Raw genomic sequence first — 14,225 nt, forward strand, 5'->3', positions numbered from 1 at the left:
GCGGCATAAGCCGGCTTTTTAGCAACTACTCTTCAATTACTGAATTTCGCGTTACTGTTGTGCTTCACGTGCAGCGATAAATTCCAGAGCCTGATTAATACGAGCAATAGAACGTTGTTTACCAATCGCGTGAACGGTGACATCAAGACCAGGTGACTGCCCTGCTCCTGTAACAGCAACACGTAGCGGCATGCCTACTTTCCCCATCCCCACTTCCAACTCATCAGCGGTTGCCTGGATTGCATTATGCACATTCTCTGCAGTCCAGTCGGTTAATGCAGCCAGTTTGTCGCGCACCACTTCCAGCGGCTGACGAGCAACCGGGCGAAGGTGTTTCTTCGCAGCATCTGCGTCAAACTCACTGAAGTCTTCATAGAAGTAGCGGCAAGTTTCAGCCATCTCTTTCAGAGTTTTGCAGCGGTCACCCAGCAATTTCACCAGCTCAGCCAGTTGTGGACCGTTGCGAGTATCAATATTTTGCTGCTCGATATGCCATTGCAGATGGGTCGCAACATATTCAGGAGCAAGGTGATTAATGTAGTGGTGGTTCAGCCACTGCAATTTTTCGGTATTGAATGCGCTGGCCGATTTGCTAACTGAATCCAGGGTGAACAGTTTGATCATCTCTTCACGAGTGAAGATTTCCTGATCGCCATGAGACCAACCCAAACGCACCAGGTAGTTCAATAGTGCTTCTGGTAGATAACCATCGTCACGATACTGCATGACACTTACTGCACCATGACGTTTGGAAAGCTTTTTACCGTCATCGCCATTAATCATGGAAACGTGCGCGTAAACAGGCACTGGCGCATTTAATGCTTTCAGGATGTTGATCTGACGCGGAGTGTTGTTGATATGGTCTTCACCACGAACAACATGGGTGATTTCCATATCCCAGTCATCTACTACAACGCAGAAGTTATAGGTTGGGGATCCATCGGTACGGCGAATGATCAGATCGTCCAACTCCTGGTTACTGAATTCGATAGGGCCACGGATCTGGTCATCGAAAATAACAGAGCCTTCTTGCGGGTTGGCAAAACGCACAACACATGGTTCATCAGCAGTATGGTGCTCATGGCCATGGCGGCAACGACCGTCATAACGAGGTTTGTCGCCATTCGCCATTTGCTCTTCACGCAATGCTTCAAGACGTTCTTTAGAGCAGTAACATCTATACGCTGTACCAGCTTCAAGCATATCGTCGATAACCGCGTTATAACGATCAAAGCGTTTGGTCTGGTAATACGGACCTTCGTCCCACTCAAGGCTCAGCCAGTTCATGCCATCCATGATAGCTTCAATAGCTTCTGGAGTTGAGCGCTCAAGGTCAGTGTCTTCTATACGCAATACGAATTCGCCCGCATGGTTACGAGCAAAAAGCCATGAATAGAGAGCAGTACGAGCACCACCAACATGCAAATAACCAGTTGGGCTTGGCGCGAAGCGAGTTTTGATTTTCATTAAACGGCCTTAATTACGCAAAAGTACCGGGAAACCGGCAAATGCCAGGGAATATAGAGTGGAGAACATTCTACCACTGTGAACTGATTCCTCAATGTAGATACCCTTTCTTGTCTGCAATCCACATATTCTGGTGGCAAATCAACCATCAATGGATAATTCGTGATCGCATTGTTTAATTTTACGACGAACAAACAAAATCTTTAGAAAAGGCGTTGACTCATTTTCAACTCTCCCTATAATGCGACTCCACACAGCGGGGTGATTAGCTCAGTTGGTAGAGCACCTCCTTTACACGGAGGGGGTCGGCGGTTCGAGCCCGTCATCACCCACCATTCATTAGTGAGTGATTCCGCAGTGTAGCAAGAGATAAGATTTGGGTGATTAGCTCAGTTGGTAGAGCACCTCCTTTACACGGAGGGGGTCGGCGGTTCGAGCCCGTCATCACCCACCATTATCTACTCTTGTAATAGCAGTACCGAAGTTTGGGTGATTAGCTCAGTTGGTAGAGCACCTCCTTTACACGGAGGGGGTCGGCGGTTCGAGCCCGTCATCACCCACCATTCGGGGCGTTAGCTCAGTTGGTAGAGCAGTTGACTTTTAATCAATTGGTCGCAGGTTCGAATCCTGCACGCCCCACCAAATTCAGAAAAAAGCGCCTTTTGGCGCTTTTTTCGTTTATGAAGCACAGAACCACATCATGTAGGGGTTTGAACCTACCGCAACGTTGCCGTTTTGGGAGACGAACCAAAGGGCGAGTCTCAAAGCCCCCACCTATGCATAAAAGCGCGTTTTGGCTATGCATATTTCTAATCCATCTCCCGTTAACCCTGCCAAAATCAATGGGTATTACCTTCTTCTCTCAAGATTTTTCCGCGTTTAGCCGATAACTGCTTAATCTAATCCCTCGAGGAATTATTATGAGCAACACTATCAATACCTCTACACCTTCACCACAAGCCAGCACAAGCGGTTCTTTAGCAAGCTCAGGCAACAGCCTGGCATCACAAATCAGCCGTATCACCCAGCAAATCACGAAACTAACTCAGCAAGCGAAAGATATTGCCAATGGCAGCGGAACAACAGAAGAAAAGCAAAAACAGCAGGAACTGATTCAGACACAGATTAAAATGCTGCAGGCGCAACTTGCACAACTACAACGCCAACAAGTAGAAGCCGCAGAGAAAAAACAGGAACAGCAACAATCCCGAATGGAAGGTGTAAATAAACCGTCTGTAGATCATCAGATTGATATCTATGTCTAATATTTATTAAAAAGTGGGTCGTTCAGGCGAGCAGTGGTTAACTGCTGCGCCTGTTGACGAACAACTTGCCAGATAGCCTCAGCAGCACGAGAAAGCGAGCGATTTTTCCGCCGTACCAACATCAATTGCCGATCGACAACTGGAACCAGGGGCCTGACAACAAGAGGGCGCTCTTTGGGTAATGGCAATGCCAATGCCGGAAGAACGCTAATACCAATTCCCGCCTCGACCATTGGAAACAGTGTCGCCGGGTGGCCAATCTGCTGAACTATATTAGCCTCGATACCCTGATGCATTAATGCATCATCGATCAACGGGCGGCTGCCTGATGCGTAATCCTGTAGTACAAGGTTTGCACCTTGTAATGCTTGCCATGGCACTTGTAATTGAGCGGCAAGCGGGTGGTCATTTCGGCAAAGTAACAAAAACGGCTCGGAAAGCACGACTTCGCAATCCAGGTCGTTGGCCTGAATAGGATCGATAACCATGCCAAAATCCACTTCTCCCTGGCGAATACTTTGCAACACCCACTGCTGCGGGCGGTCATGGAGCACAAAACGGATCGAAGGAAACTCAATAGCCGCAGCAGCGATAGATTGCGGCATTAAGTGGGCTGAGATAGTCTGGCTCGCCGCGACACGCACAATCCCGCTTAGCTGATGGCCAACGCTGCGTGTATCCAAAAGTGTGCTGGTCAACTCTTCCAGCAGCCGTTCAAGCCTGGAAGCCAATTGTTGGCCTGCTTCCGTCAGCACGACTTCTCGTGTTGTGCGGTCCAGTAGCTTTACACCTAGCTCAGTCTCTAACTCTTTTACACTGTGACTAACCGCAGATTGACTCAGACCAATCTGCTCCCCTGCCCGGCTAAAACTCCCGGCATGAGCCACAGCGACAAACACTTTTAACTGACGCAGCGAATAATTCATCTATTTAATTCATTAATGCATTCAATAAATCAATTTTATTTCTAAAAACATTAAAAGCACAATAGTTCTACAACAGTTTGAGGAATAATGATGAAACTCTTTCGCGTACTCGATCCCTTCACGCTGACGCTAATCGTGACCGTATTACTGGCGTCTTTCTTCCCCGCTCAAGGCGGCTTTGTTGGCTTTTTTGAAGGGCTAACGACCGCAGCTATCGCACTGCTGTTCTTTATGCACGGCGCAAAACTTTCGCGCGAAGCGATTATTGCTGGCAGCAGCCACTGGCGTTTACACCTGTGGGTCATGTGCAGCACGTTCGTTTTGTTCCCGGTTCTGGGCGTATTGTTCGCCTGGTGGGCACCAGTCAATGTGAGCCCGGAGATTTATACTGGCTTTCTGTATTTGTGTATTTTGCCTGCCACAGTGCAATCAGCCATTGCATTCACCTCGCTTGCCGGGGGCAACGTAGCTGCAGCCGTATGCGCAGCATCAGCTTCAAGCCTGCTCGGCATATTCCTGTCGCCGCTTTTAGTAGGCATGGTGATGCATGTTCATGGAGCAAGCGGAAGCTTACAGCAGGTCGGCAGCATCATGTTGCAGTTACTGGTGCCGTTTGTAGCAGGCCATCTTTCACGTCCATGGATTGGTGATTGGGTTGCACGCCATAAAAAATGGATCGGTAAAACCGACCAGACTTCTATTCTGCTCGTCATCTACACGGCGTTTAGCGAGGCGGTAAGACACGGGATCTGGCACAAAGTTGGCCTGGGTTCACTGCTGTTTATTGTGGTGGTAAGTCTGGTATTGCTGGCTATTGTCATCAGCATCAACATATTTGTGGCAAGGCGGCTGGGCTTTAACAAGGTTGATGAAATTACCATTGTATTCTGTGGTTCGAAGAAGAGTTTGGCGAATGGTATTCCGATGGCAAATATCTTATTCCCGGTCGCAACAGTCGGGATGATGGTGCTGCCGCTAATGATCTTCCACCAGTTGCAGTTGATGATATGCGCGGTGCTAGCCCGCCGTTATCAGAAAGAGACGCAGGTGGCAGCCAAAGCCGCCACTGATAACACTTAGTTAATGCCTTTTGAGGGGCTTCACCAGCCCCTCCAACCCTTCAGTCTTAATAAGCAAAGTGAGCCTCATCAGCTCACCAAGATGTCCTTGAGGAAATTCATCTTTACGCGCAAACCACAGCAAGTACTCTTCCGGGACGTCAATCAGCACGCGGCCTTTATATTTACCGAATGGCATCACGGTATTAGCAATCTCAATAAGCTGCTCTTTATCCATTTCATTCACCTAATAAGCGAATCATTTCAGCCTCATCAATCACATCAATACCTAGCTCTTGTGCTTTTACAAGCTTTGAGCCTGCGGCTTCACCGGCAATGACCAAATCGGTTTTCTTCGACACACTACCTGCAACTTTTGCACCCAAGGCCACCAAACGAGCCTTCGCATCATCGCGTGACATAATACTCAGCGATCCAGTCAGCACGACTGTTTTTCCTGCAAATGGGCTGTCGATCTCTTCCGCTTTGATAATCACCGGTACAGGCCAGTGAACACCCGCTTCTGCCGTCAACTGACGAATAACTTCCCGATTGCTCTCTTCTGCGAAGAAGTTGAACGTATGAGTGGCGACCACAATACCCACGTCAGGCACTTTTTGCAGATCTTCGATGCTTGCCGCAATCAGCGCATCCAGCGAGCCAAAGTGCGCGGCTAAACCAGCGGCTGTCGCTTCGCCCACTTCGCGAATGCCAAGTGCATAGAGGAAGCGCGCAAACGTGGTCTCTTTAGCTTTCTCAAGCGCATCAACTACGTTTTGTGCAGACTTAGGTCCCATACGGTCAAGCCCGGTAAGTTTACCGGCAGTCAGTCGGAAAAGATCCGCAGGCGTATGAACGTATTCTTTCTCAACCAGTTGGTCGATTATCTTATCGCCCATGCCGTCTACATCCAGCGCGCGACGAGAGACAAAATGCTTAAGCGCTTCTTTGCGCTGTGCGCCACAAATCAGGCCGCCGGTGCAACGCGCAACCGCTTCGCCTTCAACACGTTCAACGTCAGAACCGCAAACCGGACAATGAGTTGGGAAGACAATCTCGGAGGTATTCTCCGGACGTTCGGACTCAACTACACCTACGACTTGCGGGATTACATCGCCCGCGCGGCGAATAACTACGCGATCGCCAATTCTTAACCCCAGGCGCTCGATTTCATCTGCATTATGTAATGTGGCATTGCTGACCAGCACACCTGCAACCTGAACCGGCTCCAGACGAGCAACAGGGGTAATTGCACCCGTTCGCCCGACCTGAAACTCAACGTCACGAACAAAAGTCATCTGTTCCTGAGCTGGGAATTTAAACGCCACGGCCCAACGCGGTGCGCGAGCAACAAAGCCGAGCGTTTCTTGCAGCGCAAGTGAATCTACTTTGATAACCACACCGTCGATATCAAAACCTAATTTTGGACGTTCAGCTTCGACCTGGTGATAAAACGCCAGTACTTCTTCCGGTGTATTACAAAGGCGAATGCGGTCGCTCACCGGCAGTCCCCACTCTTTAAACTGCTGTAAACGTGCATGATGGCTAGCGGGTAATTCGCCGCCTTCAAGTAAACCAACGCCATAGCAGAAGAAAGTTAACGGGCGCTTCGCTGTAATACGTGGATCGAGTTGTCGCAGAGATCCGGCTGCTGCATTACGAGGGTTAGCAAAGATTTTACCGCCTGTGCGACGTGCTTCCTCGTTAATCTTTTCGAAACCAGCCTGCGGCAAGAACACTTCACCACGAACTTCCAGACGACGGGGGATATTCTCGCCACGCAGTTTTAGAGGGATAGAACGAATAGTGCGCACGTTGGCAGTAATATTTTCGCCAGTCGTACCATCGCCACGAGTGGCGGCACGAACCAAAACTCCATCTTCGTAAAGCAGGCTTACCGCGAGGCCATCAAGTTTCAGCTCACAGCAAAAAGTAATGGCTTCTGCGCTTTTTAAGCGGTCCTGGACTCGTTTGTTAAATGCCAGGTAGCTAGCTTCATCAAAGGCGTTATCGAGCGACAGCATCGGCACTTCATGGCGAACCTGGGTAAATTCGCTTAAGGGTGCAGCACCCACGCGCTGTGTCGGTGAATCCGGGGTGACGAGTTCAGGATGCGCGTCTTCCAGAGAACGCAATTTCGCCATCAGGCGGTCATATTCCGCGTCCGGGATTTCTGGAGTATCAAGTACATGATAAAGGTATTCATGATGGCGAAGCGTGGTTCGCAGTTGAGTAATTTGTTGTTCGATTGTGTCCATATCGCACCATCAATATAAAAAACCCCCGACATGCGGGGGTTTAGGGAGAAACATGTTCAGGATTTGTATCAGTGGCTTGCGTTTGCTTCAACCACTTCGCGGATACGGTCCTGGTACTCACGCATTTTTTGCGGCGTCATCATACGACGTTGGTCGTCGAGCACTACACCACCGACTTCATCGGCAATGTGCTGAGCGGACTGCAGCATCAACTTAAAGTTTTGCGTTGGGTCGCCGTATGACGGCACCTGCATGAAAATTGTCACGCCAGGTGTGGCAAAATTCGTCATGCTTTCTGGGTCAAACGATCCAGGCTTAACCATATTAGCAAGACTAAATAGAACTGGGCCGCTGCCATCTGGACTAAGATGACGGTGGAAAATGTTCATTTCGCCAAAGATAAAGCCCGCTTGCTGAATACTGTTTAACAGCACATCGCCGTTAATCATGCTGCCAGCATGAGCCGAAACGTTCAGCACAATCACCGTCTCTTTACGACGTACCGGTGGTTCCGGTGTCGGAGCAGGTTGTGCAACAACTGGCTCCGGCGCAGGTTCAGTATGCTGCACCGGTTGGACCGACACTTGCGGTGCAACTGGCTGAGGCGTTTGAACAGGCTGTTGTACCGGTTGATGGACAGCAGGTTGCTGAGGCGCTGGCTGATGTACAGGCGCAACAGGAACTTCCTGACGCGGAACAACCGGTTCAGGCTGACGCACAGGCGCACTCTGACGCGGCTCCGCAGAGGCGTAAGGTGGCTCATACTGATGTTGAGGAACATGCGGCTGACGAGGCATTTCTGGCTCGCGAGTCGTTGTTTCTGGCGCAGGATTAACCCGACGCACACGCACCTCACCTACTCCATCATCTTGCTCATCGTCAGCCTCATCGTCATCCGATTCGTATTCGTCACGCTTAGACTTCATGCGCTTCATTGGACGATCACGAAAAATGGAAGAACGCTCCTTACGACTCGTCCACAGGCCGTGAACCAGTAAGGCTATTATGGCGATCGCGCCAACAATGATTAATATCAGACGCAAATCCTGCATCATTATATTCTCTGTTGTTCTAACACCTTGCCACCGCGGCAAACATTTACTCACTAAGAGTATTTGCCCATCTGCTCAAGTGCAAGTCCGCACACTGTTTTCTCAGCATAAAGATGTACCAAAATCGATTTTTCGCTGTTTTTTCGACCATTTCTTAGTAAGTTTTTCTCCTGGCACTCAGTTATGATAACTCTGCACGTCATTGTAATGACCAAAAAGGAGTTCGTTCAGATATGGTTTCAAATTCAGGAGCCGGGCCACGTAGTGGCGTTTATTACTTTTCGCAAGGCTGGAAGCTGGTACATCAGCCAGGAATCAGGCGCTTCGTGCTTTTGCCATTGTTAGTCAATATTTTATTGATGGGTGGAGCATTTTGGTGGTTGTTTACTCGCCTGGATGTTTGGGTTCCTACCCTTCTTTCTTACGTTCCTGATTGGTTACAGTGGTTGAGCTATCTCATTTGGCCACTGGCAGTCGTGTCTATCTTGCTGGTGTTTGGTTATTTCTTCTCAACCATCGCCAACTGGATTGCTGCTCCCTTTAACGGATTACTGGCTGAGCAGCTCGAAGCTCGTCTGACTGGCGCAACACCGCCGGATACCGGTGTGTTCGGTATAATGAAAGATATTCCACGTATTATGAAACGCGAATGGCAAAAGCTCTCCTGGTATCTGCCACGAGCGCTAGTATTACTGATTCTCTACTTCATCCCAGGTATCGGCCAAACCGTCGCACCCGTTTTATGGTTCTTATTTAGCGCCTGGATGCTGGCTATTCAGTACTGCGACTACCCATTTGATAACCATAAAGTGCCATTTAAAGAAATGCGCATCTCATTGCGTGAGAAGAAAATCATTAACATGCAGTTTGGCTCACTAGTCAGTCTGTTTACGCTCATCCCATTCCTGAATCTGGTTATCATGCCAGTCGCGGTCTGTGGTGCTACCGCCATGTGGGTCGACTGCTATCGTCCAAAACATGCTATGTGGAAGTGACTTTTTATACCTAAAATCATTCAAGTTGCAGGTAGATGGTAAGTGAGAGAATCCTCAGGGCCTTACTAAAGTAAGTGACTGGAGCGAAGGAGTGCAGCCAAGCTTACCTGCAGCTTGAAAGATGAGGGGTATATGCCACTCCTTATTCCTTCTGGCTCCTGCTTATTTCCCTTCTACATATAGATATGCGATTTCTTTACTTCCGCATAACTTCTAAGCAGGTATGCTGAAGAGGTTTCCCAAATTTCATACAGTTAAGGACGGGTTATGAGCAAGATCTATGAAGACAACTCTCTGACTATCGGTCATACGCCGCTGGTTCGACTGAACCGCATCGGTAATGGACGCATCCTGGCCAAGGTAGAGTCCCGTAACCCGAGCTTTAGCGTAAAATGCCGTATCGGGGCCAATATGATTTGGGATGCCGAAAAACGCGGTGTGCTGAAGCCTGGTGTGGAGTTAGTCGAACCAACAAGTGGTAATACCGGTATTGCATTGGCATATGTTGCCGCCGCACGTGGTTATAAGCTCACGCTGACCATGCCTGAAACCATGAGTATCGAACGCCGCAAACTGCTGAAAGCACTGGGTGCCAACCTGGTATTAACTGAAGGCGCGAAGGGCATGAAAGGTGCCATTCAGAAAGCAGAAGAAATTGTTGCCAGCAACCCAGAAAAATTCCTTTTGCTCCAGCAGTTTAGCAACCCAGCCAACCCAGAAATCCACGAAAAAACCACTGGCCCAGAAATCTGGGAAGATACCGACGGTGAAGTAGACGTATTTATTTCGGGTGTAGGTACTGGCGGCACGCTAACGGGCGTGAGCCGTTACATTAAAAACACCAAAGGTAAAACGGATCTGATTACTGTCGCCGTAGAGCCTACTGATTCGCCGGTTATTGCTCAGGCACTGGCCGGTGAAGAACTTAAGCCAGGCCCTCATAAAATTCAGGGTATCGGTGCCGGTTTCATCCCTGGTAACCTCGACTTGAAGCTTATCGACAAAGTGATTGCTATCACCAATGAAGAAGCGATTTCAACGGCACGGCAGTTGATGGAAGAAGAAGGTATTCTGGCGGGTATCTCTTCCGGCGCTGCGGTTGCCGCTGCGCTAAAACTTCAGGAAGATGAAGCATTTACCAATAAAAACATTGTGGTTATACTCCCTTCTTCTGGGGAACGTTATCTGAGTACCGCTCTGTTTGCCGATCTTTTCACTGAAAAAGAACTCCAGCAGTGATACCAATCAGGTGAATCAGTGTAAAAAAGCACCCAAATGGGTGCTTTTTTGTGGCATACGTCAAACTTTTGGCCTCCCTACCATTGCGTCACTTGGCCAGGTCTGGTATCTATCCAGCAAATTATTTTGATGCGCGAAATTAATCGAAAAACGTGACGTACATCTGCTGAATCGATTTAACGATTTGGTGCAAAATCACATTTCACGGCATAATGATTAATGACGAGCGAGCCACGAAGCGCATGGTCGATACCAAAACACATTTCGTGGTTTCCGAAAGCATCCTGTGTCGCGTAGAGTTACAATTAACACGGCGCTAACTATACAGGCTAAAGTTTTGCCACCAGGCTAGACTTTAGTTCCACAACACAAAACCTATAAGTTGGGGAAATACAATGTTCCAGCAAGAAGTTACCATTACCGCTCCAAACGGTCTGCATACCCGCCCTGCTGCTCAGTTTGTTAAAGAAGCTAAAGGCTTCACTTCTGAGATCACTGTGACCTCCAACGGCAAAAGCGCAAGCGCGAAAAGCCTGTTCAAACTGCAAACTCTGGGTCTGACCCAAGGTACTGTTGTGACCATCTCCGCTGAAGGTGAAGATGATCAGAAAGCAGTTGAGCATTTGGTAAAACTGATGGCTGAACTCGAGTAAGTTCTGGGTTCTTCGTAAATATCAGTCACAAGTAAGGTAGGGTTATGATTTCAGGCATTTTAGCATCCCCGGGTATCGCTTTCGGCAAGGCACTTTTGCTGAAGGAAGATGAAATTGTCATCGACCGGAAGAAAATTTCTGCCGACAAAGTTGCGCAGGAAGTTGAACGTTTCTTAAGTGGACGCGCTAAAGCGTCAGCACAATTAGAAGCGATCAAAATTAAAGCTGGCGAGACCTTCGGTGAAGAAAAGGAAGCTATCTTCGAAGGCCACATTATGTTGCTGGAAGACGAAGAGCTTGAGCAGGAAATCATAGCCCTTATCACAGATAAGTTAGTGACTGCTGATGCAGCAGCTCACGAAATTATCGAAGGCCAGGCGGTCGCGCTGGAAGAATTAGACGATGAATACCTGAAAGAACGTGCGGCTGACGTACGTGATATCGGTAAGCGTCTGCTGCGCAATATCCTTGGTCTGGCAATTATTGACCTTAGCGCCATTCAGGATGAAGTTATCCTGGTCGCAAAAGATTTGACGCCATCTGAAACCGCACAGCTTAACCTGCAAAAGGTTCTGGGTTTCATCACCGATATCGGTGGCCGTACCTCCCACACCTCCATCATGGCGCGTTCTCTTGAGCTGCCTGCGATTGTTGGTACTGGTAGCGTGACCAACCAGGTGAAGAACGGCGATTACCTGATCCTCGATGCCGTTAACAATAAAGTTTACGTTAACCCAACCAACGAAGAGATCGAAGCTCTGCGTGCTGTACAGCAGCAAGAAGCTTCTGAGAAAGCTGAACTGGCGAAACTGAAAGATCTGCCAGCAATTACTCTCGATGGTCATCAGGTAGAAGTATGCGCAAACATCGGTACTGTTCGTGATGTCGACGGTGCTGAGCGTAATGGTGCAGAAGGTGTAGGTCTGTATCGTACAGAATTCCTGTTCATGGACCGCGATTCACTGCCGACTGAAGATGAGCAGTTCGCGGCGTACAAAGCTGTTGCTGAAGCCTGTGGCTCACAAGCAGTTATCGTACGTACCATGGATATCGGTGGCGACAAAGAGCTGCCGTACATGAACTTCCCGAAAGAAGAGAACCCGTTCCTGGGCTGGCGTGCAGTACGTATTGCTATGGATCGTAAAGAGATCCTGTACGCTCAGGTTCGCGCTATCCTGCGTGCTTCTGTATTCGGTAAATTACGTATCATGTTCCCAATGATCATCTCTGTTGAAGAAGTGCGTGCACTGAAAGCTGAGATCGAAATCATGAAGGCGCAGTTGCGTGAAGAAGGCAAAGCGTTTGACGAAACTATCGAAGTTGGCGTGATGGTTGAGACTCCGGCTGCGGCTACAATTGCTCGCCATTTGGCTAAAGAAGTCGACTTCTTCAGTATCGGTACGAATGATCTGACACAGTACACCCTGGCAGTTGACCGTGGTAATGATATGATTTCACATCTTTACCAGCCAATGTCACCGTCTGTACTGACTCTGATTAAGCAAGTTATTGATGCTTCTCATGCAGAAGGTAAATGGACCGGTATGTGTGGTGAGCTTGCAGGCGACGAACGTGCTACACTTCTGTTGCTGGGAATGGGTCTGGACGAATTTAGTATGAGTTCCATTTCTATCCCGCGCATTAAGAAGATTATTCGTAACACGAACTTCGAAGATGCGAAGGTGTTAGCAGAGCAAGCTCTTGCTCAACCGACAACGGACGAGTTAATGACGCTGGTTAACAAGTTCATTGAAGAAAAAACAATCTGCTAATCCACCGGATGCGGCCCAATTTACTGCTTAGGAGAAGATCATGGGTTTGTTTGATAAACTGAAATCTCTGGTTTCTGATGATAAAAAAGACACCGGAACCATTGAGATTGTTGCCCCACTTTCTGGCGAAATCGTAAACATTGAAGATGTTCCAGATGTGGTTTTCGCCGAGAAGATTGTTGGTGATGGCATTGCAATTAAACCGACTGGCAACAAAATGGTTGCTCCGGTTGACGGCACCATCGGTAAAATCTTCGAAACTAACCATGCTTTCTCTATCGAATCCGATAGCGGCATTGAGTTGTTCGTCCACTTCGGTATCGACACTGTTGAACTGAAAGGCGAAGGCTTCAAACGCATCGCAGAAGAAGGCCAGCGCGTTAAGAAAGGCGACGTAGTTATCGAGTTCGATTTGGCCCTGCTGGAAGAGAAAGCGAAGTCTACCCTGACTCCGGTTGTTATCTCCAACATGGATGAAATCAAAGAGCTGATCAAACTGACTGGTAGCGTGACTGTGGGTGAAACCCCGGTAATCCGCATCAAGAAGTAAGCTGTCCACACAATTGAAAACGGCACCTCTGCCTGAGGTGCCGTTTTTTTTTGCATGCTTTAGAATCAGATTCCTGAGCCTTGCGAATAACTCTCTTCGCCAAACACTCCAGTCGATAAATAACGATCGCCACGATCGCAGATAATCGCCACCACTACAGATCCAGGGTTTGCCTGCGCAACGCGCAACGCGCCAGCAACCGCACCACCCGAACTCACTCCACAGAAAATCCCCTCTTCACGCGCCATACGACGCATGGTTCTCTCGGCTTCAACTTGTGACATATCAATCACTTCATCAACCAGGTCAGGGTTGAAGATCTTCGGTAGCCATTCTTCAGGCCAGCGGCGAATCCCAGGAATACTGCTGCCATCTTCCGGCTGTAAACCAACGATGGTCACTTTTTTATCTTGCTCACGCATAAACTGACTCACGCCTGTTACCGTTCCGGTGGTGCCCATACTGGAGACAAAATGCGTGATGCGCCCCTGAGTTTGCTGCCAGATCTCTGGCCCGGTGGTGCTGTAGTGTGCATAGGGGTTATCGGGATTATTAAACTGGTCGAGAACTTTGCCCTCGCCACGTTCCTCCATCAAACGAGCGAGTTCACGGGCACCTTCCATGCCCTGCTCTTTGGTCACCAGAATCAATTCTGCGCCATAGGCTTGCATTGCCGCTTTGCGTTCCATGCTCATGTTATCGGGCATTAAAAGCTTCATGCGATAACCTTTTAGCGCCGCAATCATCGCCAGCGCAATGCCGGTATTACCGCTGGTCGCTTCAATGAGCGTATCGCCTGGGGAGATTTCACCGCGAGCTTGCGCACGCACGATCATAGATAGTGCCGCCCTGTCTTTTACCGAGCCTGCCGGATTATTCCCTTCCAGCTTTACCCAGATTTCACTGCCGTTTTCGAGCCCGGTGCGCTGTAACTTAACCAGAGGCGTATTGCCAATCGTGCTTTCTAAGGTGTTCACTTGCCTATCCAGA

Annotated in this window: 13 protein-coding genes and 4 tRNA genes; 11 read left to right on the forward strand and 6 right to left on the reverse strand. The window is 48.9% G+C overall.

Features of this window, described 5'->3' with window-relative positions; genetic code table 11:
• Positions 1–51 precede the first annotated feature (51 nt).
• Entirely contained in the window at positions 52–1,467 is a 1,416-nt protein-coding gene (gene gltX / locus M979_RS11575) for a glutamate--tRNA ligase (RefSeq protein ID WP_034459005.1), read from the reverse strand.
• A 259-nt stretch (positions 1,468–1,726) separates the two neighbouring features.
• Between gltX and M979_RS11580 the strand changes: the two genes are divergently transcribed.
• The 5 genes from M979_RS11580 to M979_RS11600 all read left to right on the forward strand — a co-directional run bounded on the left by M979_RS11580 (position 1,727) and on the right by M979_RS11600 (position 2,732).
• Positions 1,727–1,802: transfer RNA gene (locus M979_RS11580), tRNA-Val, on the forward strand.
• Positions 1,803–1,845: 43 nt separating this feature from the next.
• Positions 1,846–1,921: transfer RNA gene (locus tag M979_RS11585), tRNA-Val, on the forward strand.
• Positions 1,922–1,954: 33 nt separating this feature from the next.
• Positions 1,955–2,030: transfer RNA gene (locus M979_RS11590), tRNA-Val, on the forward strand.
• Positions 2,031–2,033: 3 nt separating this feature from the next.
• A tRNA-Lys gene (locus M979_RS11595) sits at positions 2,034–2,109 on the forward strand.
• A 278-nt stretch (positions 2,110–2,387) separates the two neighbouring features.
• Positions 2,388–2,732, forward strand: coding sequence for a FlxA-like family protein (locus tag M979_RS11600; protein ID WP_034459007.1), 345 nt, complete (start codon positions 2,388–2,390; stop codon positions 2,730–2,732).
• Here the strand turns inward: M979_RS11600 and M979_RS11605 are convergent.
• Complete coding sequence (locus tag M979_RS11605; RefSeq protein WP_034459009.1) at positions 2,729–3,658, reverse strand: LysR family transcriptional regulator; 930 nt, start codon at positions 3,656–3,658, stop codon at positions 2,729–2,731. The two genes, M979_RS11600 and M979_RS11605, sit on opposite strands and share 4 nt — an antisense overlap.
• Positions 3,659–3,748: 90 nt before the next feature.
• Here M979_RS11605 and M979_RS11610 point away from each other — a divergent pair, with 90 nt between their 5' ends.
• Positions 3,749–4,738: a bile acid:sodium symporter family protein gene (locus M979_RS11610; RefSeq protein ID WP_064555023.1), complete on the forward strand. Its 990-nt coding sequence runs from the start codon at positions 3,749–3,751 to the stop codon at positions 4,736–4,738.
• Here M979_RS11610 and M979_RS11615 read toward each other — a convergent pair whose 3' ends face one another.
• The 3 genes from M979_RS11615 to zipA all read right to left on the reverse strand — a co-directional run bounded on the left by M979_RS11615 (position 4,739) and on the right by zipA (position 8,029).
• Positions 4,739–4,954 (reverse strand): DUF3820 family protein, encoded by a 216-nt coding sequence (locus M979_RS11615; protein ID WP_034459012.1) that lies wholly within the window; start codon positions 4,952–4,954, stop codon positions 4,739–4,741. It lies immediately after the preceding gene.
• A 1-nt stretch (position 4,955) separates the two neighbouring features.
• Positions 4,956–6,974 carry an NAD-dependent DNA ligase LigA gene (gene ligA, locus M979_RS11620; protein WP_064555024.1) on the reverse strand — a complete coding sequence of 673 codons (2,019 nt, stop codon included), beginning with the start codon at positions 6,972–6,974 and terminating at the stop codon, positions 4,956–4,958.
• 68 nt (positions 6,975–7,042) lie between these two features.
• Positions 7,043–8,029, reverse strand: coding sequence for a cell division protein ZipA (gene zipA / locus M979_RS11625; RefSeq protein ID WP_064555025.1), 987 nt, complete (start codon positions 8,027–8,029; stop codon positions 7,043–7,045).
• 230 nt (positions 8,030–8,259) lie between these two features.
• Between zipA and cysZ the strand changes: the two genes are divergently transcribed.
• From cysZ to crr, 5 genes are all read left to right on the forward strand, one after another.
• On the forward strand, positions 8,260–9,021 hold the full coding sequence (cysZ, locus tag M979_RS11630; protein WP_064555026.1) for a sulfate transporter CysZ: 762 nt from the start codon (positions 8,260–8,262) through the stop codon (positions 9,019–9,021).
• 267 nt (positions 9,022–9,288) lie between these two features.
• Entirely contained in the window at positions 9,289–10,260 is a 972-nt protein-coding gene (gene cysK, locus M979_RS11635) for a cysteine synthase A (RefSeq protein ID WP_034459022.1), read from the forward strand.
• Positions 10,261–10,655: 395 nt separating this feature from the next.
• Complete coding sequence (gene ptsH, locus M979_RS11640) at positions 10,656–10,913, forward strand: phosphocarrier protein Hpr (protein WP_034459025.1); 258 nt, start codon at positions 10,656–10,658, stop codon at positions 10,911–10,913.
• Between the two features lie 44 nt (positions 10,914–10,957).
• Positions 10,958–12,685, forward strand: a complete 1,728-nt coding sequence (ptsI, locus tag M979_RS11645; protein ID WP_034459027.1) for a phosphoenolpyruvate-protein phosphotransferase PtsI — start codon at positions 10,958–10,960, stop codon at positions 12,683–12,685.
• Between the two features lie 40 nt (positions 12,686–12,725).
• Complete coding sequence (gene crr / locus M979_RS11650) at positions 12,726–13,235, forward strand: PTS glucose transporter subunit IIA (protein ID WP_034459029.1); 510 nt, start codon at positions 12,726–12,728, stop codon at positions 13,233–13,235.
• 65 nt (positions 13,236–13,300) lie between these two features.
• Here the strand turns inward: crr and cysM are convergent, their stop codons facing one another.
• Positions 13,301–14,212 (reverse strand): cysteine synthase CysM, encoded by a 912-nt coding sequence (gene cysM, locus M979_RS11655; protein ID WP_034459032.1) that lies wholly within the window; start codon positions 14,210–14,212, stop codon positions 13,301–13,303.
• Positions 14,213–14,225: the final 13 nt, after the last annotated feature.

Origin of the sequence: Buttiauxella noackiae ATCC 51607 (genome assembly GCF_001654865.1) — a bacterium.
GTDB lineage: Bacteria > Pseudomonadota > Gammaproteobacteria > Enterobacterales > Enterobacteriaceae > Buttiauxella > Buttiauxella noackiae.